At 69.1% G+C, this 19,870-nt stretch carries 17 protein-coding genes; 11 read left to right on the top strand and 6 right to left on the bottom strand.

What is annotated here, in order from left to right; all coding sequences use genetic code 11:
- Positions 1 to 144 precede the first annotated feature (144 nt).
- From K1Y73_RS14815 to K1Y73_RS14795, 5 genes are all read left to right on the top strand, one after another.
- Positions 145 to 1,449 carry a S1C family serine protease gene (locus tag K1Y73_RS14815; RefSeq protein ID WP_225029084.1) on the top strand — a complete coding sequence of 435 codons (1,305 nt, stop codon included), beginning with the start codon at positions 145 to 147 and terminating at the stop codon, positions 1,447 to 1,449.
- Between the two features lie 21 nt (positions 1,450 to 1,470).
- Entirely contained in the window at positions 1,471 to 2,169 is a 699-nt protein-coding gene (locus K1Y73_RS14810; protein WP_225029083.1) for a response regulator transcription factor, read from the top strand.
- A complete protein-coding gene (locus tag K1Y73_RS22125) occupies positions 2,166 to 3,548 on the top strand; it encodes a sensor histidine kinase (protein ID WP_225029082.1) in 1,383 nt (460 codons plus the stop codon). Before K1Y73_RS14810 ends, K1Y73_RS22125 begins: the two co-directional genes overlap by 4 nt.
- 214 nt (positions 3,549 to 3,762) lie before the next feature.
- The gene (locus tag K1Y73_RS14800) at positions 3,763 to 5,757 is read left to right on the top strand and encodes a caspase family protein (protein WP_225029081.1); all 1,995 of its coding nucleotides are present in this window, start codon (positions 3,763 to 3,765) and stop codon (positions 5,755 to 5,757) included.
- A gap of 19 nt (positions 5,758 to 5,776) precedes the next feature.
- Complete coding sequence (locus K1Y73_RS14795) at positions 5,777 to 6,829, top strand: serine protease (protein ID WP_225029080.1); 1,053 nt, start codon at positions 5,777 to 5,779, stop codon at positions 6,827 to 6,829.
- Between the two features lie 91 nt (positions 6,830 to 6,920).
- Here K1Y73_RS14795 and K1Y73_RS14790 read toward each other — a convergent pair whose 3' ends face one another.
- From K1Y73_RS14790 to K1Y73_RS14780, 3 genes are all read right to left on the bottom strand, one after another.
- Positions 6,921 to 8,177 (bottom strand): Hsp70 family protein, encoded by a 1,257-nt coding sequence (locus K1Y73_RS14790; RefSeq protein ID WP_225029079.1) that lies wholly within the window; start codon positions 8,175 to 8,177, stop codon positions 6,921 to 6,923.
- A 167-nt stretch (positions 8,178 to 8,344) separates the two neighbouring features.
- A complete protein-coding gene (locus K1Y73_RS14785) occupies positions 8,345 to 9,151 on the bottom strand; it encodes a hypothetical protein (protein WP_225029078.1) in 807 nt (268 codons plus the stop codon).
- A gap of 123 nt (positions 9,152 to 9,274) precedes the next feature.
- A complete protein-coding gene (locus K1Y73_RS14780; RefSeq protein WP_225029077.1) occupies positions 9,275 to 9,961 on the bottom strand; it encodes a hypothetical protein in 687 nt (228 codons plus the stop codon).
- A gap of 129 nt (positions 9,962 to 10,090) precedes the next feature.
- Between K1Y73_RS14780 and argE the strand changes: the two genes are divergently transcribed.
- On the top strand, positions 10,091 to 11,251 hold the full coding sequence (gene argE / locus K1Y73_RS14775) for an acetylornithine deacetylase (protein WP_225029076.1): 1,161 nt from the start codon (positions 10,091 to 10,093) through the stop codon (positions 11,249 to 11,251).
- A 13-nt stretch (positions 11,252 to 11,264) separates the two neighbouring features.
- On the opposite strand, the gene bhcR is transcribed toward argE, so the two are convergent.
- A complete protein-coding gene (gene bhcR / locus K1Y73_RS14770) occupies positions 11,265 to 12,074 on the bottom strand; it encodes an HTH-type transcriptional regulator BhcR (RefSeq protein WP_225029075.1) in 810 nt (269 codons plus the stop codon).
- 156 nt (positions 12,075 to 12,230) lie between these two features.
- On the opposite strand from bhcR, the gene bhcA reads away from it, so the two are divergent.
- The 5 genes from bhcA to K1Y73_RS14745 all read left to right on the top strand — a co-directional run bounded on the left by bhcA (position 12,231) and on the right by K1Y73_RS14745 (position 17,945).
- The gene (gene bhcA / locus K1Y73_RS14765; RefSeq protein WP_225029074.1) at positions 12,231 to 13,415 is read left to right on the top strand and encodes an L-aspartate--glyoxylate aminotransferase BhcA; all 1,185 of its coding nucleotides are present in this window, start codon (positions 12,231 to 12,233) and stop codon (positions 13,413 to 13,415) included.
- A 134-nt stretch (positions 13,416 to 13,549) separates the two neighbouring features.
- The gene (gene bhcB / locus K1Y73_RS14760) at positions 13,550 to 14,494 is read left to right on the top strand and encodes a beta-hydroxyaspartate dehydratase BhcB (RefSeq protein WP_225029090.1); all 945 of its coding nucleotides are present in this window, start codon (positions 13,550 to 13,552) and stop codon (positions 14,492 to 14,494) included.
- A gap of 12 nt (positions 14,495 to 14,506) precedes the next feature.
- Positions 14,507 to 15,670: a 3-hydroxy-D-aspartate aldolase BhcC gene (gene bhcC, locus K1Y73_RS14755; protein WP_225029073.1), complete on the top strand. Its 1,164-nt coding sequence runs from the start codon at positions 14,507 to 14,509 to the stop codon at positions 15,668 to 15,670.
- A gap of 162 nt (positions 15,671 to 15,832) precedes the next feature.
- Positions 15,833 to 16,792, top strand: coding sequence for an iminosuccinate reductase BhcD (gene bhcD, locus K1Y73_RS14750; RefSeq protein WP_225029072.1), 960 nt, complete (start codon positions 15,833 to 15,835; stop codon positions 16,790 to 16,792).
- Between the two features lie 175 nt (positions 16,793 to 16,967).
- On the top strand, positions 16,968 to 17,945 hold the full coding sequence (locus K1Y73_RS14745; protein WP_225029071.1) for a type I glyceraldehyde-3-phosphate dehydrogenase: 978 nt from the start codon (positions 16,968 to 16,970) through the stop codon (positions 17,943 to 17,945).
- Here K1Y73_RS14745 and mnmH read toward each other — a convergent pair.
- On the bottom strand, positions 17,942 to 19,012 hold the full coding sequence (mnmH, locus tag K1Y73_RS14740) for a tRNA 2-selenouridine(34) synthase MnmH (protein ID WP_225029070.1): 1,071 nt from the start codon (positions 19,010 to 19,012) through the stop codon (positions 17,942 to 17,944). The two genes, K1Y73_RS14745 and mnmH, sit on opposite strands and share 4 nt — an antisense overlap.
- Positions 19,013 to 19,078: 66 nt before the next feature.
- Positions 19,079 to 19,738 (bottom strand): tellurite resistance TerB family protein, encoded by a 660-nt coding sequence (locus K1Y73_RS14735; RefSeq protein WP_225029069.1) that lies wholly within the window; start codon positions 19,736 to 19,738, stop codon positions 19,079 to 19,081.
- Positions 19,739 to 19,870 lie beyond the last annotated feature (132 nt).

The raw sequence follows: 19,870 nt of genomic DNA, 5'->3' as shown, positions 1-19,870 counted from the left end.
GTCGGGCGGCCGGATTACCTAAAGGCCCGAGGGGCAGACCCAAAGGTACAGGACAAAATGCAAGCATTTGACAAGACCCTGCGTTCGGCACTTTGCGGCCTGGCGCAGAAGACGCGAACGGCGCTTTTCGCATTTGGGTTTGGAATGACGGCCGGGCTGGCTTCGGGGATCTCGCCGCTAAGCGCCACCCCGGCCGGGGCCGAGGTCTCGGTTCTGGATGCCACGATGGACGCGGTTCTTGTGGTGCGCAGCAATGATGCCGAAGACCGCTTCCTTGGCTCGGCCTTCCTGTGGGGGGACGCGGCGGTGGTGGCGGTGACCAATGCCCATGTGGTGGGCGATGCCGAAGAGGTGCGGCTGATCGACCGCCACGGCAATGAGGAACTGGCCGAGGTGATCGCCCGCGACGAGATCCGCGACGTCGCGGTGATCTCGGTCGCGCCGGGGCGCAAGGGGCTGGTGCCCGCCCAACAGGCGGCGGCGCTGGGCGAAGAGGTCTATGCGCTGGGCGCCCCCCTGGGGATCGAATTCACCCTGACCGAGGGGCTGATCTCGGCCACGGCGCGGCAGGTGCAGGTCGAAGTGCCGATCAAGATGCTGCAGCATGATGCGGCGGTGAACCCCGGCTCGTCCGGCGGGCCGCTGGTCGATGCGCAGGGCCGGCTTCTGGGCATGAACAGCCAGATCGCCGATGGCAGCCGGATGTTCGTGGGCATCGCCTATGCGATTGCCGGGACCGATCTGGACCGGATCGTCACCGGGTTGATCGAGGAAACCCTGCAGCCCTATCCGCGTCTGGGCATGACCGCCCGTCCGGTCGACCGCAAGGCGGCCGAGGCGCTGGATGTGCCGGTCGCGGGGCTGCTGGTCGATGGCACGATCGAGGGCGGGCTGGCCGCGGCGGCCGGGCTGAAGGGCGGCGATATCATTCTGGCCGTCGATGGCACCGCGCTGACGCAGCCCGGCGACCTTGCCTTCCTGATCGAGGCGGCGCTGGAATCGGGCACGGCCCAGCTGACCGTGCAGCGCGACGGCGCGCAGATCGCCCTGCCGCTGCCCCTGTCCCTGCCCGAGGCCGAAGCGCCGGGTCTGACGATGAAGACCCGCGATCTGTCGCTGGCGGGCTCGGCCCCGGTCACAATCAAAAGCTACCGGCTGGGCGCGTTGGGGGTGGTTCTGGGCGAAGGTGGAACGGTCAAGGACGTGACGCAGAATTCTCCGGCGCTGTTTGCGGGCCTGGCCAAGGGCGACACGATCCTGGCGGTGAACGGCACGGCGCTGGACGGCGCGGCGCTGGCGGCGCTGGAACTGTCCGAGCCGGCGCTGATCCTGGTGCAGGATGGCACGGGCGAGACGCGGCATATCTATCTGGACCCTTGGGGCAGCCATGACGGCGCGCGGCCCCTGGGCGGTGCGAATGTGCTTGACCCAAGCGTCGTGGTGTTCTGAATCTGGGGCCCGGAGTGGGTGATGGACAGAATTCTGATCGTTGAAGACGATGCCGAGACCGCCGCTGCCGTTGCAGCGGTGGTCCGCGGCCTGGGCTGCGACCCGGTGCATCGCGACACGCTTGAGGCCGGCGTGGCCGAGGCGGCGGGCAATTTCAAGGTCATCGTGCTGGACCGCACCCTGCCCGGCGGCGACGGGGTGGATGCGATCGCGCGGATCCGGGCCGGCGGCTCGCACGCGCTGATCCTGGTTCTGTCGGCGCTGGGGCGGGCGGCGCAGCGGGTCGAGGGGCTGGAAAAGGGCGCCGACGATTACCTGCCGAAACCCTTCGAGGAAGACGAGTTGCGGGCGCGGCTGCGGGCGCTGCTGCGGCGCGGCACGATGCAGGTTCTGGACAATGACCTGCTGGCCTTCGGCGATCTGGAAATCCGCATGAAGGCCCGCACCGTGCATGTGAAGCGCGAACATGTGGCCGTCAGCCCGAAGGAGTTCGAGCTGCTCACCTTCTTCGCCCGCAATGCCGGCCAGATCGTCACCCGCATGCAATTGCTGGAAAACGTCTGGAACCTGCATTTCGACCCGGGCACCAATGTGGTTGACGTCCATGTCGGTCGCTTGCGGCGCAAGCTGGAAGAGGCGGGCAGCCATGCGATCCAGACCGCCCGCGGCGAGGGCTATGTCTTCGCGCCCCTGCCACAGCCCCCTGGGGAAGGCGCGTGACCCCTGGCGCTGCCGCTGCCGCCGTCTCGGGCGATCATCGCCCGCTGCGCGCCCGCGCGACGCTGCGGCTGGCGGCCGGCATGGCGCTGGCGGTGGCGCTGGTGTCTGTTCTGGCCATGGGGCTGGGCTACCGGCTGGTCGAGACAAGGCTGACCGAGGCGCAGCGCGCGCTGCTGTCGGCCGATATGGATTCGCTGGCGGCGCTTTACGAACAGCGCCGCATCATCGCCCTGCGCGAGGCGATCGACTTCCGTATCGCAGCCGACGGGCCGGAAATGCTGTTGCTGATGGATCGCAACGGCACGGTTCTGGCCGGCACGCTGGAGGCCTGGCCCGCGGGGCTGACGGCCGAGGGCAAGACCTTCACCGTCGATCCGGCGCAGGAATTCCGGAGCGATGGCGGCCATTGGCTGGTGGTGGCGCGGGAATTGCCGGGCGGCTTCCCCTTGCTGGTCGGCCGGTCGCTGGCGCCGGTCGACGCGACGCTGGCCGCGCTGCGCCAGGGCATGGCGGTGCTGCTGGCGGCGATCCTGGCCATTGGCGCCGGCGTGGGCTGGGTGGCCGCGCGCTGGGTGATGCGGCGGATCGGCCGGGTCAATGCCCTGGCCGACCGGGTGGCCTCGGGGCAGCTGGATGCGCGGCTGTCGGGCCCGCGCTCGGGCGATGAATTCGGGCTTTTGGAAACCCATGTCCATGGCATGCTGGACCGGATCGAGGCGTTGAACCGCGCCACGCACCGCCTGTCGGACACGATCGCGCATGAAATGCGCACCCCCCTGAACCGGATGCTGCGCAAGCTGGACAAGATCGAGGGCCAGGAAGAGGTGACGGCCGAGGTCCGCGCCGAGATGCACCAGGCGATCCGCGTCTTCGATTCGCTTCTGGATATCAGCCGGGCCGAGGCCGATCAGGGCGGCGGCGGGCTGGTGCCGGTGGACATCTCGGCCGTGGTGGCCGAGGTCTGGGATCTGTACGAGGCCCTGGCCGAGGACAAGGGTCTGACGACCGGGGCCGAGATCAAGCCCGGGTTGACCGTGCTGGGCGACCGGCATCTGATCGCGCAGATGGTGGCGAACCTTCTGGACAATGCGATCAAGTATTGCGCCCCCGGCGACAGTCTGCGGCTGGTGCTGTCGGGGCGCGACCGGGCGGTGCTGCGGGTGGTCGATACCGGGCCGGGCCTGCCGGACGAGATGAAATCCGAAGCCTTCGAGCGCTTCACCCGGGCCGAGCGCGACCGCGCCAAGGGGATCAAGGGCCATGGGCTGGGCCTGGCGCTGGTGCGCGCCATCGCCATGCGCCATGGCGCGCGGCTGACCCTGCCGCGGGTGGAAAAGGGCCTGACGGTCGAGATCGCCTGGCCGCGGGAACTGGGTTAGGGCCCGAAGTCGCCCCGGGGCGGCCGGCCCCCGGGGGTTTCACACCCCCGGACCCCCGTGGGATATTTCTGCAGAGAGGAAGGCCGAAGGGCCAGGTTTCGCGCTGGGGTTGCGGCGCGGGCGGGTTGCGGATGACAAATGCCGTCACAGCCGGTGTCTGGGCCTTCCCGCACTTGCCTCGGGGGGCTTGCGCGGTAATCTGCCGGCCATGATGTTGAACCGGCTTGCATATGCGCTTTGCACCACTGCCTTCCTGGCCCTTCCGGCCCGGGCCGAGATGCATGCGGTTCTGGTCGGCGTGTCGGACTATCTGTATCTCGACGCCAATCTGCGCGGGCCCGCGAATGACGTGCGGCTGATGGCCGAGACGCTGGGGGCGCGCGGCATTGCGCCGGGGCAGATGACGGTTCTGACCTCGGATCCGGTGGGTCTGCCGGCGGGCGTTTCCACCGGCCAGCCGACGCGCGCCGGGATCATGGCGGCGCTGGATCAGGTCGCGGCCGAAGCCGCGCCGGGCGATACGGTGGTGTTCTATTTTTCGGGCCATGGCGGCCAGGCCCCCGATCTGTCGGGCGACGAGGGCGGCGGCTATGACGAGATCTTCCTGCCCGCCGATGCGGCCGGCTGGAAAGGCGCGATCGGCGCGGTCGAGAATGCGATCCTTGACGACGAATTGCAGCTTTGGGCCCAGGCGCTGATGGATCGCGACGTGACGCTGATCGGGCTGATCGACGCCTGCCATTCCGCGACCGGCTTTCGCGGCACCGGCGGCAAGGGCGTGCCGCGTGGCTTGACGCCGGATCAGCTGGGCGTGCCCGAGACTGCGGCCTCGGCCCCGGCCACGGTGGCGCCGGACCTGACCGGGAATTTCGTCTTTCTCTATTCCTCGCAATCCGACGAGCGGTCCTTCGAATATGAACTGGGCGACACCGGGCAATGGCAGGGCGAATTCACCCTGCGCCTGAGCCAGGTTCTGAGCGCGGCGCCCGAGGCCAGCTGGGCCCAGGTTCTGGCCGCGGTGGCCGATGCGATGGTGCAAAGCGAGGCGCGGCAGGTGCCCGAGGGCGAGGGGCCACTGCTGCAGGCGCAGGTTTTCGGCGCGGGCCAGGCCGCGGCGCGGCTGCAGGTGGCGGGCCGGGTGGTGAAGGGCGGGCTGTTGCAGGGCCTGGCCGAGGGCACCGAACTGACCTTCTATGCCGAGGGCACGGGCGGGGCGGCCCTGGGGACGGCGACGGTCACCAAGGTTGCGGCGCGTGAGGCGACGCTGGATGCGCCCGCTCCGCAAGGCGCGCTTTGGGCCGAGATCACCGCCGCCCCGCCGCCCGCGCCGCTGACCCTGGCCCCGGCGCAGCGCGCCGATCCGGGCGACGGCAAGGATTACAGCGCCTGGGAGGCGGCTTTGCCGGCGCCCGGTGAGGTTCCCGGTGCAGTTTCCGGTGCAGTTTCCGGTGCGGGGCCCGATCTGGTGCCGGTTCTGGTCGATGGCACGGTGGCGCTGGCCGGCGCCGATGGCGTTCTGGACCCGGACGGCCCCGGCTCGACCCCGCGCGTCCGGCCCGAGCCGGGCGAGACCGAGGCCGAGGCGCTGGCCCGCGCGCTGGATCGGGCCGCGCACGGGCTGCGGCTGCGCGCGGCCCTGCTGGGGGCCACCGGGCGGTCGATCACCGGCAAGGATCCGGTCGAGCTGGCCTATGAAATCCGCCCCGGCCGCGCCGAGGGCGAGGATTGTGGGGCGGCCGGCCCGGCGCAGCCCTGGGATCCGGCCGCAGGGGCGCAGGCCTGCGACCAGATCTGGCTGACGGTCACCAACCGCTCGGCCAAGATGCAGGATGTCAGCGTCCTGTACCTGGCCACCGATTTCGAAGTGCAGCCGATCTGGCCGCAGCAGAATGGTGTCAACCGGCTTGCCCCCGGCGAAAGCGCCCGGATCGGGCTGCAGATCGCCGCCGGCAGCGCGGCCGGGCTGGAGGAGATCTGGGTTCTGGCCGTGCCGATGGGCGAAGACAGCGGCTTGCGGGTCGATCTGACCCGGCTTGCCGCCAGCGACACCACGCGCGGCGGCCCCGCCGACGAGATGACGGCCTGGTTCGAGGAGCGCCTGGCCGACCCTGACGAGACCCGCAATCGCGGCTTCTCGACCAAACCCGCCGCGCTGGCGATGATCCGCCAGATCGTGCGACTGAACCCCGGGCCCGAGGCGGCCCATTGAGACAGAAGGACGTTCGGACATGACGCAGAGATTTCTGAAACCGCTTTTCGTCCTGGCGCTGGCCGGCCTTCTGGCAGGGCCCACGCTGGCCGAAGACAGCGCCGCGGCAAAGACGGGCACGGATTCGCCGTTCGAATTCGCCAAAAGCGGCAAGAAGGCCGAGCTGGACGCCGCCCAGACCGATGCGGCCGGCGCCAAGGTGATTGGCGGCGAAGTGGCGCAGGACGGGGCCTGGCCCTGGCAGGTGGCGCTGACCGTGGCGAATATGCCGGTCTCGACCGACAGCCAGTTCTGCGGCGGCTCGCTGGTGCTGGATGAATGGGTGCTGACCGCGGCGCATTGCGTGCATATGATCGACGATCAGGGCGTCGAGTTCGACGTGCAGGCGAACGAGATTTCCATCGTCGCCGGCACCAACAAGCTGGACGGATCGGGCGACCGGATCCCGGTCGAGAAGATCTATGTCCACCCGCAATATACCTCGACCCAGTTCGATTATGACATCGCGCTGATCAAATTGGCCCGCAAGCCGTCCGTGCCCTACAAGACGATCGAAGTGCCCGATGCGGCCTTTGGCGATATCCTGTCGCAACCCGGCGTGACCACGATCGTCACCGGCTGGGGCCTGCAGAATGGCGGCCGCGTCACCGCCGATCTGCGCCAGACCCAGATCCAGATGCTGGACCGCGAGATGTGCAATTCCTCGATGATGGAGGCGCGGGCGGAAGAGGCGGTGAACGGCTTTGCCTATGCGGCCGAGGTTCTGTCGGTCAAGGAAGACACCGCCTATCCGCTGTGGGAACAGCTGCTGGCCCAGGCGCCGATGCCGATGAGCGACAACATGATCTGCTCGGGCACGTTCGAGGGCGGCAAGACCTCGTGCAACGGCGATTCCGGCGGGCCGCTGGTCGTGCCGCTGGATGACGGCACCTATATTCAGGCCGGCATCGTCAGCTGGGGCCTGACCGCCACTTCGGGCAAGGGCTGCGAAGAGAAGGCGATGTTCTCGGCCTATACGAACATCTCGAAATTCGTGCCCTGGCTGAACCAGATCCTGGCGTCAAACCCCTGAGATCGGGCCCAAAGCCGGACGAACAGGCCCCGCGGGTGCGATCCCGCGGGGTTTTCTTGGGCGGGCTTTGCCGTTCCGCAGAAGTCGGCTGTCAGGCGGCCCGGTCCTGCGCCGCGATCGCCAGCCCGTCCGCCACGGCGGTGAAAACCTCGCTGAACGTGTGCGCCGCCGTCGGAAACTGCGCCTTCATGGTCTGCGAGACCATCGCCATCAGGCTGGAGCCGCCCACATAGACCACCTTCTCGACCTGGGCTGCATCGATGCCTGCCAGGCGCAGCGTCTCGCGCGCGCCCTCGCCCAGCGCCTGGGCATGGCGGGCCAGGCTGTCGGCCAGGGCCTGGGGCGACAGGGGCAGGGTCAGGCCGGGCTCGATCTGGTCGAGCAGGATGGCGGCGTTTTCCGTGCCGGCATTGGCGGCGATCTTGCCCCGCTCGACCGCGAAGCTCATCTCATGGCCCAGCTCGCGCTCCAGCACCCTGGCCAGCCGGGTCAGCTTTTCCGGCGCATGCGCCAGCTTCACCATCTCGGCCACCAGCCGGCGGTTCTGCGGGGTGTAAAGGAAGAAGATCTTCTCCCAGGTCGCCAGGTCGTGGAAGATGCCATTCGGGGTGGGCGTGCTGCCCGGCCCCAGCGTCTTGCGCAATTCGGTGCCCTTGCCCAGCTGCGGCATGACATGATCGATGCTGATCGAGCGGTCGAAATCGGTGCCGCCAATGCGGACCCCGTGATTGGACAGGATGGTGATCCCGTCGCGGTCCGACCGGAACAGCGAGAAATCCGAGGTGCCGCCGCCCACATCGACGATCAGGCCGAGGGATCCCGGTTGCTCGGCTGCGCCGCTGGCGATGGCGGCGGCCTGCGGCTCGGGCATGAAGTCCACCTCGCGGAAGCCCGCCGCCAGGTAGCAGGCGCGCAGGTCGTCTTCGGCGGCGGCCTCGCGCGGGTCGCCGGTGCCGTGGAACACCACCGGCCGCCCCGAGAGGACGCGGTCGAAGCGCAGCCCGGATTCGGCCTCGGCCCGGGCCTTCACCTGGGCCAGGAAACGGGCGATGATCTGGACGAAGGTCACCCGCTCGTTCAGGATCTGCCGCGGCTCATGCATCAGGCTGGTGCCCAGAATGCGCTTGAGCGCCCGCATGAACCGGCCCTCGTCGCCTGCAAGCAAGGCCCGATTGGCGGCCTCGCCGATCAGCATCCGGCGGGTGTCGAAATCGAAGAAGAAGGTCGTCGGCAGCGTGGTCTGGCCCGGCCCGAATTGGATCAGGCGCACCTGGCCATCCTGGAGATAGCCGGCCGCAGTGTTCGACGTGCCGAAGTCGACCCCAAGCCCGGGTGCCGGTTGCGCCATGCTGATTGTCCTTGGTTCCTGCAGGGCCGCGGTCACTAGGGGGCGCGACGCGGGGTGTCAAGCCGATGGCCCGGCAAGGGGCACGCCCCCCGGCGGTCCGGCGGCCCCGCAATGCAAAGGACCCGGCGCTTGCGCGTCGGGCCCTTGTCTTGCCGCTTTGCCGGGCGTCAGTTCGTCAACAGGTAATAGGTGTTGCGCTTGTTGCCCTTGTTTTCCACCGTGACGTAGAAATAGCCGTCCCAGGCCGGAACCCAGTCACAATAGACCTGGTCCGAGGGGCTGACGTCATAGCAGATCACATTGCCATTCTCGTCGGTGATGGTCAGGTCCAGATTGGCATCGCCATCGCCCACAACCGCGATTTCCGCATAGGAATTGCCGTAATAGGGAATTTCCCAGACGTCATACATGCCGGTGGGCAGGCGCGATTCATAGCTGACCGAACCGCCGATCCGCCCGCGCGAGGATTCCGCCTCGGCATCGGCGATCAAGCCTTTCAGCGTTTCGTCATCGCCGGCCAGTTCGGTCGCCTTGGCGAACATCGCCGCCGCGTCGACCGGGGCCCCGGCGCCGTCATCCTCGTTCCCGGCCGAGCCGAAGGTGGTCACGGCCACGGGGCGGGCCTCGCCGTCGTTCATGATCGGGGCGGGGGCGGCCGGGGCGGCGCCGGTGGATTTGCGCTTGGCGGTCTGCTGCACATCAACCGTGGCCGGGTCCAGCGTCGCGGCCGTGCCGGCGGTGACATCGACCGAAGCGGCCAGCTTGGCCGCGGTCAGCACGGTCAGCGCATCGCCATCGGCGACGCCCAGGTCATAAAGCTCGTAGGCCAGCGCCAGGGTCGAGGCGGCACCGGCGGGCGCGGCATCGGTTTTCAGGCTTTCATTCGGGCCGGTCTGGTCTTGGGCAATAACCGGCAGCGAAAGCGCGACAAGCGCCGTGGTGGCCAGCGTCAGAGAAAGGGCTTTCAGTTTCATGGTCTTGTCCTGTCGGTTCTTCCGCCCGGGCTTGGGCAGGAATGGCAATGGCGCGACTGTGCCATTCGGCAGCGGCTTTGGGAAGATGGCTGGCCATGACAAATGCCGTCATGGCGCGACAGGCTAATTGGTCAGCAGAAGATAGCCCGCCGCGGCCGCCGATCCATTGCGCAGCTCGATGCTGAACCAGCCGTTTTCGGCCGGGGTGAAGGCGCAAAGTGCGGCCGGATCGGCCGGGGCCTCGGCGCAGATCTCGGCCCCGGCGGCATCGGTCACCCGCAGCGTCAGGCCCGGCCCGCTGAGGCCGATCAGCCCGATCTCGGCCGGGGCAGCGCCGTAGAAGGGCAGGATCCAGCTTTGCGCCGCTTCGGGCCCCAGCCCCGCAGCCCGGGACGCGGCGCCGCCCGCCCGGCCCGGCGGGCCGGCCAGCAGCTCGTCGGCGGTCAGTTCCAGATCCTCGTCGCCCTCGACCATCATCGCCAGCACCAATGTCGCATCGGCGCTGCCGGGATCGCGGGGCAGGCCCGGGCCCGGGTCAGGCGCGGGGTCCGGGTCGGGCGTGGCTTGCCAGCCGATCGCCGGGCGCAGCGTGACGCCGCGCGCCAGCCGCACCGCGGCCAGGACGGTCAGCGGATCCTCGGCCGCAAAGCCCAGCGGCAGCAGACGCGCCGCGGCGACATAGCGTGCGACCGGGCCGGGCGGCGCGATCTGGGCCGGCTGGCGGTTCGGCGCCGCGGTCTGTTGTGCGGCGGCAAGGCCGGCAGACAGGCAAAGGGCAAGGGCAAGCGGAAGGCGGGACAGGCGATGCATGGCGCGGGCAGAGTGGCAGAGCGCGCGGCCGGGCGGAAGGGGGCGCGCGCGCAATCCCCGCCGCCTGCCTCTTGCCGCCCCCGGGCCCGGCGCCTAGGGTCGCGCCCGCAAACAGGAAAGGGCAGGGGCATGGAAACGACCGAAATCCTCTCGCGGCTGATCGGTTTCGACACGGTCAGCGCCCGGCCCAACCGCGCCCTGATGGATTACGTCCAGGGCCTGCTGGACGGCGCGGGGATCGTCTCGCAGCTGATCCCCGATGCGACGGGCGGCAAGGCCAATCTCTGGGCGACGGTCGGCCCGACGGATCGCGGCGGCGTCATGCTGTCGGGCCATACCGATGTGGTCCCGGTCGAGGGCCAGGCCTGGACCCGCCCGCCCTTCGAGCTGACCGAGGCCGAGGGGCGGCTGTACGGGCGCGGCACGGCCGACATGAAGGGCTTCGTCGCCTGCGCCATTGCCGCGACGCTGAAGGCCGCGAAACGGGATCTGCGCGTGCCGCTGCATCTGGCGCTGTCCTATGACGAAGAGATCGGCTGCATGGGCGTGCGGTCCCTTGTGACCCTGCTGGAAGGCGCGCCGGTGCGGCCGGCCTTCTGCATCGTGGGCGAGCCGACGGGCATGCAGGTTGCGACCGGCCACAAGGGCAAGGTCGCCCTGCGCGCCACCTGCATCGGGCGCGAGGGCCATTCGGCCCTGGCCCCCCTGGCGCTGAACGCGCTGCATCTGGCGGCGGATTTCATCGGCATCATAAGGCGCGTCCAGGCCCGCGTCGCCACAGAGGGCCCGTTCGATGGCGATTACGACGTGCCCTATACGACGATCCATGCCGGCAAGATGCAGGGGGGGGTGCAGGTCAATATCGTGCCCAATCACGCCACGGTGGATTTCGAGATCCGCTCGCTGGCCGGGGATGACCCGCTGGCCCTGATCGCCGAATTGCAGGTCGGGGCCGAGGCGATCCTGGCGCCGCTGCGCGCAACTTTCCCCGAGGCCGAGATCCGGATCGAGCGGCTTTGGGATTACCCCGGCCTCGGAACGCCGTCGGACGCGGCGGTGGTGCGGTTCGTGCAGTCGCTGACCGGGGCCAATGGCACGATCAAGGTGGCCTTCGGCACCGAAGGCGGGCTGTTCGACGCGCGGCTGTCGGTGCCGACGGTGATCTGCGGCCCGGGCAGCATGGCCCAGGGCCACAAGCCCGACGAATTCGTGACCCGCGAACAGCTGGCGCGTTGCGACGCGATGCTGGAGGCGCTGCTCGACCGGCTGCAGACCGGCCTGCCGGGCTAAGCGCCGGCGCCTGCTAGGGCAGCGTGCCGCCGATCGCCTCGGTCACCCGGTCGGCGGCGGCGCGGACCAGCGCGCCCATCCGCGTCGCATCGGCCAGCCCCATGCGGAAGGCCGGGCCCGAGACCGACAGGCCCGCCACCGGCTCGGCATAGGAATTGAACACCGGCGCCGCGACGCAGCGCATGCCCTCGGCGCGTTCCTGATCGTCGATGGCAAAGCCGCGGTCACGGGTCCGGGCCAGATCGCGCAGCAGGGCCGATTCCGAGGTGATCGTCAGCGAGGTGAACTTCTCCAGCCCCTGCCGAGCCAGGATGCCCTGCACCTTTTCCTCGGGCGACCAGGCCAGCAGCGCCTTGCCGATGCCCGAGGAATGCATCGCGGCCTTGGTGCCCGGCGGAAAGAAGGCGCGGATCGCCTCATAGGTTTCGACCTGGGCCAGGAACAGCACCTCGTCGCGCACCTCGATGCCCAGATTGGCGGTTTCGCCGGTGTCGCGCATCAGGGCATCCATCGGCTGGCGGGCGCGTTCGGCCACTTTGGTGCGTTTCAGGAAAGCCGTGCCGGTGCGGAAGGCGCCGGGGCCGACATGCCAGAACTGGCCCGGCTCTTCCGATTCCACCATCCCATGCGCCTGCAGCGTGGCCAAAGCGCGGAAGGTGGTGGCGATGGCCTGGCCCGTTTCTTCGGCCAGTTCCGAAAGCGTCCGGCCGGGATGGGCGGCGATATGTTCCATCAGCGACAGGGCGCGGTCCAGCGCCTGGACGGTGTTCTGATCGGTCTTGTCCTGAAAGGCGCGCGGGCGCCCCCGCGGTTTCTGCGCCATCATGGCCCCCAAAACTGGCGAAAGATGAAAATCGTCAAGCTTATGATTTTGCGTAGCATTCACCCGCAAATGCGTCAATGAAAAATATTTTCGAAAAAATTGTGCATTGGATATCGGCCGGTTAGGCTGAGTCTGTCGCCAGAGGAGGATGCCGTCATGAGCCTGCAGAACCCCGTTTTCATCCCCGGCCCCACCAATATGCCCGACTCGCTGCGCAAGGCCTGCGACATGCCGACGCTGGACCATCGCAGCCCGGAATTCGCCAGGATTCTGCGTCCTGCGCTGGCAGGGGTGAAGCGGGTGCTCAAAATGCAGGCAGGCGAGGTGGCGATCCTGCCCTCGACCGGCACGGGCGGCTGGGAAGCGGCGGTGACGAATACGCTGTCGCCGGGCGACCGGGTGCTGGCGGCGCGCTTCGGCATGTTCTCGGCCCGCTGGATCGACCTGTGCCGCCGCCACGGGCTGGAGGTCGAGGTGATCGAGACCGCATGGGGCGAAGGCGCGCCGCTGGCCGCGATCGAGGCGGCACTGCGCGCCGACACAGGCGGGCGGATCAAGGCGGTTCTGGCAACCCATAACGAGACGGCGACCGGCGTGCGCTCGGACATCGGGGGCATCCGCCGCGCGATGGAGGCAGCGGGGCATGGGGCGATGCTGTTTGTCGACGGCGTGTCCTCGATTGCCTCGATGCAATTCGATTTCGCGGGCTGGGGTGTCGATATCGCGGTCGCGGGCAGCCAGAAGGGCTTCATGCTGCCGGCGGGGCTGGCGATCCTGGGCCTGTCGCCCAAGGCGATCGCGGCGATGGAGACGGCGCAGCTGCCGCGGGCCTTCTTCGATCTGCGCGACATGCTGGGGGCCTGCGCGCGCGGCGGCTACCCCTATACGCCGCCGGTCGGGCTGATCGCCGGGCTGGCTGCCTCGGTCGCGATGCTGGAGGCCGAGGGGCTTGAGGCGGTCTATGCCCGCCATGCAAGGCTGGCCGAGGGCGTGCGGCGCGCTGTTTTCGCCTGGGGGCTGACGCCTTTCGCGGCGCGGGCGGATCTGTACTCCGATACGGTCACCGCGGTGCGGGTGCCCGAGGGCGCCGATGGCACGGCCCTGGTGGCGCTGGCGGCCGAGAAATACGGCATGGCCTTCGGCACCGGCCTGGGCGAGGTGCAAGGGCGTGTGTTCCGCATCGGCCATCTGGGCATGTTGACCGAGGCGCTGGTCCTGTCGGGTCTGGCGGTCGCCGAGATGTGCATGGCCGATCTGGGCTGGGGCGTGCGTCTGGGATCGGGCGTCGCGGCGGCGCAGGAATTTTATCGCGGCGCGGGCGCGCTGGCCCGGGCGGCCTGAGCGGGCGGATAGGCCGGGGGCGCTGCCCCCTCGCCACCGGATCCTCGAACCGGTGGCGGACCGGATGGCTCGCCCCCGGGATATTTAGGGACAGATGAAAGGGTAGGATCGTGATCGAGCGGGACGGGTTGGGGATGCCGGAATTTGCCGATGTCTTGACGGCAGAGGCGCGGATTGCGCCCTATATTCACCGCACGCCGGTGATGACCTCGTCGATGCTGGATGCGATGGCGGGGGCGCAACTGTTCTTCAAATGCGAGAACCTGCAGAAGGCGGGCGCGTTCAAGGTGCGCGGCGCCTCGAATGCCGTATTCGGATTGAACGATCGCGATGCCGCGCGGGGCGTCGCGACCCATTCTTCGGGAAATCATGCGCTTTCCTTGGCTTATGCGGCGGGGCGGCGGGGGATTCCCTGCCATGTGGTGATGCCGCGCACCGCGCCCGAGGCCAAGAAGGATGCGGTGCGCGGCTATGGCGGGCAGATCACCGAATGCGAGCCCTCGACCTCGTCGCGCGAGGCGGCGCTGGCCGAGGTGGTGGCGCGTACCGGGGCGGAATTCGTTCATCCCTACAACGATCCCCGGGTGATCGCCGGTCAGGCCACCTGTTCGAAGGAACTTCTGGCGCAAGTTCAGGGGCTTGAGACGGTTGTGGCGCCGATTGGCGGCGGCGGGATGATCTCGGGCTGCTGCCTGACCATGTCGGGTCTGGCGCCGGGAGTAGAGGTCATTGCGGGAGAGCCCGCGCAGGCCGATGACGCGGCGCGCAGTTTCCGCGCCGGGCATATCATCGCCGATGACGCGCCCGAGACGGTGGCGGACGGGCTGAAAGTGCCGTTGAAAGAGCTGACATGGCGGTTCGTCCAGGGCGGCGTGGCGGATGTGCTGACCGTGCCGGAGGCGGCGATCGTCGAGGCGATGAAGCTGATCTGGAAGCGGATGAAACTGGTGGTGGAACCGTCCAGCGCGGTGGCCCTGGCGGCCATTCTGGGCCATCCCGAGCGGTTTCGCGGCCGGCGTGTCGGGGTTATCCTGACCGGCGGGAATGTCGATCTGGACCGGCTGCCTTGGATGAAATGAGGGGATAAGGCGATGAATACGCATCAGAATTTCGCAGGGCTAGAGGTCGGCTACGACATTCCCGCCCTGCCCGGCATGGCCGAGGCCGATATCCAGACCCCCTGTCTGGTGCTGGATCTAAACGCTTTGGAGCGCAATATCCGCAAGATGGGCGAGTATGCAGCGGCGCATGGGATGCGGCACCGGGTGCATGGCAAGATGCACAAATCGGTCGATGTGGCCCTGTTGCAAGAGCGCTTGGGCGGGGCGGTGGGCGTCTGCTGCCAGAAGGTCAGCGAGGCCGAGGTTTTTGCCCGCGGCGGGATTTCGGACATTCTGGTGTCGAACCAGATCCGCGATCCCCTGAAGATCGACCGGCTGGCGCGTCTGCCGAAACTTGGCGCGAAAACAACGGTTTGCGTGGATGATCTGGCCAATCTGGCTGATTTGTCGGCGGCGGCGCAGAAGCATGGCACCACGCTGGGCATCTTCGTGGAAATCGACTGCGGCGCGGGGCGCTGCGGGGTGACCACGCCCGAGGCGGTGGTGGCGATCGCCCGGGCGGCCGAGGCGGCGCCGGGGCTGCATTTCGCCGGCATCCAGGCCTATCAGGGCGCGATGCAGCATCTGGACCGCTACGCGGACCGCAAGGCCAAGCTGGACGCGGCCGTGGCGCAGGTGAAAGAGGCCGTGGCAGCGCTGAAGGCTGCGGGGCTGGTGCCGCAGCTGGTGTCGGGCGGGGGCACGGGATCCTATTATTTCGAAAGCGGATCAGGCGTTTACAACGAGCTGCAATGCGGCAGCTACGCCTTCATGGATGCCGATTACGGCCGGATTCTGGATGCCGAAGGCCAGCGGATCGACCGGGGCGAATGGCAGAATGCGCTGTTCATCCTGACCCAGGTCATGAGCCATGTGAAGCCGGACAAGGCGGTCTGCGATGCGGGGCTGAAGGCGCAATCGGTGGATTCGGGCCTGCCGGTGGTCTTTGGCCGCGACGACGTGCGCTATGCCAAATGCAGCGATGAACATGGGGTGATTGACGATCCCAAGGGGGTGCTGCGGGTGGGCGACAAGCTGCGGCTGGTACCCGGCCACTGCGACCCGACCTGCAATGTGCATGACTGGTATGTGGGCGTCCGAAACGGCGTGGTGGAATGCGTCTGGCCGGTTTCGGCCCGCGGCAAGGGGTGGTAGCGCACGCTGGGGTAAGGCGCTGAAATCCGGTTGTTTTCACGGCTTCCGCGTTTCTTCTTCGCGTCTTCCTTCTGTCTTCCTTTCGTCTCTACGCGCCGGGGGCCGCGATGGGCCCCCGACCATCTTAACCAAAGCGGCCGATGCGGCCCGGAGACCCCGCCCATGCTGATCCTGCCCGAAGCGCTGATTGCCGATCTGGTCACCGCCGAGGATGCCTTTTCCGCCATCCGCGCCTGTTTCGCCGCCATGGCGCAAGGTGCGGCGCGCAACTTTCCGGTGGTGCGCGAGGCGCTGGGCGAGGGGCGGCAATACGGGTTCAAATCCGGGCTCGACACCGCGGGCGGGCAGCTGGGGGTGAAGGCCGGGGGCTATTTTCCCGGCAATGCAGCGCGGGGGATGATCAACCATCAAAGCTCGGTCTTCCTGTTCGACCCGGAAACCGGGCGGCCGCGGGCCATGGTCGGGGGCAATCTGCTGACGGCGCTGCGCACCGCGGCGGCGGCGGCGCTTTCCATTGATCTTCTGGCTGTGCCGGAGGCGCGGGTGCTGGGGATTGTCGGCGCCGGGCATCAGGCCGCCTTCCAGCTGCGCGCGGCGGCGCGGGTGCGCCGGTTTGACCGGGTGATCGGCTGGAACCGCAGCCCGGCGCGGCTGGCCGGTCTGGCCGCGGTGGCAGCGGATCTGGGCCTGCCCTTCGAGGCCGTGCCGCTGGCGCGGATGGTCGAGGCGCAGGTGATCGTCACCATCACGTCCTCCCCGGCCGCCAGCCTGCTGGCCGCGCATGTGGCGCCGGGCACGCATCTGGCCTGCATGGGCACCGATACGGCGGGCAAGCAGGAAGTGGCGGCGGATCTGGTGGCGGGGGCCTCGGTCTTTACCGATGAGGTGGCGCAAAGCGTGACGATCGGCGAGGCGCAGCATGCGGTGGCGGCGGGGCGGCTGGAACCGGCCGATATCGTGCCGCTGGGCGCGGTCGTGACAGGCGCGCATCCGGGGCGGCGCGGGGCGGGGGAGATCACGCTTTACGACGGCACGGGCGTTGGCCTGCAGGATCTGGCGGTGGCGGCGGTGGCGGTGGAACGGGCCCGGGCCCGGGGCCAGGGCATCGAAGTGGCGGTCTGAGCGGCGGCGATTTCTTCGAAGAAATCGCATCGGAGCCTTGGAAGGCTCCGGACCGGAGTTTTCGAAAACTCCGGTGCGCGCGGATTGTGATGGGCACAAGTCTTGATCAAATGCCCCATTGAAGCGCATCCGGTCCCGTGCTGAGACTGCGCGGACAGCTGCAGGAGAGCGGGCGATGCGGGTCTTCATCAACGGGTTCGGGCGGATCGGCCGGTCGGTGCTGCGTGCCTGGGCCGAGGCGCCGGCGACCTGGCCGGGGCTGGAGATCGCCGGGATCAATGACATCGCCACGCCCGAGATGTGCGCCTATCTGTTCGAATATGACAGTGTCTTCGGCCCCTGGCAGGGTCAGGTCGCGCTGGGCGAGGGGGCACTGGTGGTGAACGGACGGGCGATCCCGCTGCACCGCACGCCCGATCTGTCGACGCTGGATCTGTCGGGCGTCGATCTGGTGATGGAATGCACCGGCCGGGCCGACAGCGCCGAGGTGGCGGGGCGCGGGCTGGCCGCGGGGGCGCGGCGGGTGCTGATCTCGGGGCCGTCGGCGGCGGCCGCATTCACCGTGGTTCTGGGCGCCAATGACGGGGTCTTGGGCGATCAGCGCATCGTGTCGAACGCGTCCTGCACCACCAATGCGCTGGCGCCTTTGGTGCGGCTTCTGGATCAGGGCTGGGGGGTGGTGACCGGCTCGATGACCACGGTGCATTGCTATACCGGCAGCCAGCCGACGGTCGATGCGCCGGCGGCGGATTTCGCCCGCTCGCGCGCGGCGGCGCTGTCGATGGTGCCGACGACGACCAGCGCGCAGCGGCTGTTGGACCGGGTTCTGCCGCAGGTGGCGGGGCGGATCGGCGGCTCGGCGGTGCGGGTGCCGGTGGCCAGCGTCTCTTGCGTCGATCTGGCGGTGATGACCGAACGGCCCGCAACGGTCGAGGCGGTGAACGCGGCCTTCCGCGCCGCGGGCGGCGTGATCGGCGCGACGGACCGGGCGCTGGTCTCGACCGATCTGCGGGCGCGGCCGGAGAGCATTGTCATGGCCTGCCCCGAGACCCGGCTGACCCCGCAGGGGCTGCTGCGGGTCTTTGGCTGGTATGACAATGAATGGGGCTTTTCCAACCGGATGCTGGACATGGCCCTGCGGATGGGCGGCTAGGGCCGCGCCCTGGCCGCGCTGTTCTCGGCGGCGATGGTGGTGGCGATCTGGGCGGCCAGCGTCTCGATCCCCGTATCGTCCAGCCGGGGCGCGGCGAGTTCGGTCACCGGAACCTGCAGCCGGGCGCGGTGGCGGGCATAGCGCGGGTCGTAATGCCGCTGCATCAGCGCCAGCGCCAGCGGCTGGACATCGGCCCGCGCGGCCAGGCCCAGCCAGTCTTCGATCACCGCGCGCGGATGATGCGGGCGCAGCTGGCCGATGATCTGCGCCAGCCGGTCGCCGTCGGCGGCCAGATCGGCATAGGCACGGGCCAGATAGGCGGCGCGGGCCGGGGCCGGCACCTGCAGCACGATCCGCGGCGCGGCGCACATGGCCTTCCACAGCATCGTGGGCAGGCGGCAGGCGCCGATCTTCGCGCTTTCCGCCTCGACCACCACCGGGCGGGACGGGTCCAGCGTGGCCAGGGCCATGGCAAGCCGGCCCTCGAAGGCGCGTTGCGAGGGCTGCGGCCCCATCGCCCCGAACACCGAGCCGCGATGTCCGGCCAGGGCTTCCAGATCCAGCACCTGCACGCCGCGGGCGGACAGCCGGGCCAGGATCTCGGTCTTGGCCGATCCGGTATTGCCGTCCAGAAGCCACAGCGGCGCGGGCGGCGGCTGGTCGTACAGCGCCTGCACCACCAGCCCGCGCCAGGCCTTGTAGCCCCCGGCGATGGTTTCGACCCGCCAGCCGATCTGCGACAGGATCGTCGCGAAAGACCCCGAACGCTGGCCGCCGCGCCAGCAATACAGCAGCGGCCGCCAGCCGCCGGGCTTGTGCAGCAGCGGGCCTTCAAGATGGAGCGCGGCATTCCGGGCCACCAGCGCCGCGCCGATCTTGCGGGCGATGAAGGGCGAGACCTGGGTATAGACCGTGCCGACCCGGGCGCGTTCGGCATCGTCCAGCACGGGAAGGTTGATCGCGCCGGGGAGGTGATCCTCGGCATATTCGGCGGGCGAGCGGGCATCGATCACATCATCGAAGCCCGCCCGGGCGATCTGGGTCAGCGCGGTCAGCGTCAGGGCCATGCGCGCCTTGTAGCGCTTTGGCGGGCTGGCTGTCCACGCGCAGGATTGGGGGCGCGCCCGGGTTTCTTAGCCCAGCCGCGCCGCCTGCGCCGCGAGATGGGCCTTCAGCCCGTCGTCAAGGTTCAGCGCCGCCGCCAGCATGGCGAGATAGCCCTTCTCTTCAAGCGATTGCTCGTCCACCACCAGAAGCGTGGCGGTATAGATCTGCGCCGCCTCGGCCTCGGTCCGGGCCAGGGCTGCCACCCGGCGCACGTCCAGGGGCGCATCCAGTTCGGCCTGGATCAGCGCCGTCTCATCGGGGTCGAGATCCAGCTTGGCCAGCGCCGCGTCGATCCGCTCCCGCTCGTCCGGGGTGACATGGCCATCGGCCTTGGCCGCGGCGATCATCGCCTTGACCAGGCTCAGCGCGAAATCGCCGCCGGTGGTTTCGGGGGGCGGGGGGGGAAGGGCGCCGGGCTGGGCCGGGGCCAGCGGGTCCCTGCCGGCCTTCCAGTCTTGATAGGCCTGATAGGCCAGCCCGCCGATCGCGGCGGCGCCGCCAACCTTCAACCCGGTGCCCAGAAGGCGCCGCCCGCCCGAAGACAGAAGCACGCCCAGAACGCCGCCGGCGATGGCGCCCTTGCCCAGGGTGGACTGGCCCTGCCAGGTCGCTTTCGCGCGGTCTGCCAGGCCCTGCACGCCTTTGCCGCCGGTCAGCTTGTCGAGAAGATCGCTTGGGTTGAACATCATGCGCTCCTGTTGGGTCTGGCCCTTCTAGATGGGGCCGCGGGCGGCGCATGCAATGGGGGCGGCGCCAAGCCGCGGGCTGAGGCCCTGCGCTTGGCCCGCGCGCTCAGACGGGGCCCCAGCCGCCGCCCC

Origin of the sequence: Xinfangfangia pollutisoli, from assembly GCF_020179405.1 — a bacterium.
In the GTDB taxonomy this organism is placed as follows: Bacteria; Pseudomonadota; Alphaproteobacteria; order Rhodobacterales; family Rhodobacteraceae; genus Pseudogemmobacter; species Pseudogemmobacter pollutisoli.
Note: the sequence above shows the minus strand (reverse complement) of the source record. Positions and strands in the feature narration are given on the sequence as shown.

Excerpts from the sequence above, each read along its gene's own strand:
- K1Y73_RS14780 (WP_225029077.1), bottom strand. The coding sequence starts at position 9,961 with ATGCATCGCCTGTCCCGCCTTCCGCTTGCCCTTGCCCTTTGCCTGTCT.
- bhcD (WP_225029072.1), top strand. The coding sequence starts at position 15,833 with ATGCTGATCCTGCCCGAAGCGCTGATTGCCGATCTGGTCACCGCCGAG.
- K1Y73_RS14815 (WP_225029084.1), top strand. The coding sequence starts at position 145 with ATGACGGCCGGGCTGGCTTCGGGGATCTCGCCGCTAAGCGCCACCCCG.
- bhcC (WP_225029073.1), top strand. The coding sequence starts at position 14,507 with ATGAATACGCATCAGAATTTCGCAGGGCTAGAGGTCGGCTACGACATT.
- K1Y73_RS14735 (WP_225029069.1), bottom strand. The coding sequence starts at position 19,738 with ATGTTCAACCCAAGCGATCTTCTCGACAAGCTGACCGGCGGCAAAGGC.
- K1Y73_RS14790 (WP_225029079.1), bottom strand. The coding sequence starts at position 8,177 with ATGGCGCAACCGGCACCCGGGCTTGGGGTCGACTTCGGCACGTCGAAC.
- bhcR (WP_225029075.1), bottom strand. The coding sequence starts at position 12,074 with ATGGCGCAGAAACCGCGGGGGCGCCCGCGCGCCTTTCAGGACAAGACC.
- bhcA (WP_225029074.1), top strand. The coding sequence starts at position 12,231 with ATGAGCCTGCAGAACCCCGTTTTCATCCCCGGCCCCACCAATATGCCC.
- argE (WP_225029076.1), top strand. The coding sequence starts at position 10,091 with ATGGAAACGACCGAAATCCTCTCGCGGCTGATCGGTTTCGACACGGTC.
- K1Y73_RS14795 (WP_225029080.1), top strand. The coding sequence starts at position 5,777 with ATGACGCAGAGATTTCTGAAACCGCTTTTCGTCCTGGCGCTGGCCGGC.
- mnmH (WP_225029070.1), bottom strand. The coding sequence starts at position 19,012 with ATGGCCCTGACGCTGACCGCGCTGACCCAGATCGCCCGGGCGGGCTTC.
- bhcB (WP_225029090.1), top strand. The coding sequence starts at position 13,550 with ATGCCGGAATTTGCCGATGTCTTGACGGCAGAGGCGCGGATTGCGCCC.
- K1Y73_RS14745 (WP_225029071.1), top strand. The coding sequence starts at position 16,968 with ATGCGGGTCTTCATCAACGGGTTCGGGCGGATCGGCCGGTCGGTGCTG.
- K1Y73_RS14785 (WP_225029078.1), bottom strand. The coding sequence starts at position 9,151 with ATGAAACTGAAAGCCCTTTCTCTGACGCTGGCCACCACGGCGCTTGTC.
- K1Y73_RS14810 (WP_225029083.1), top strand. The coding sequence starts at position 1,471 with ATGGACAGAATTCTGATCGTTGAAGACGATGCCGAGACCGCCGCTGCC.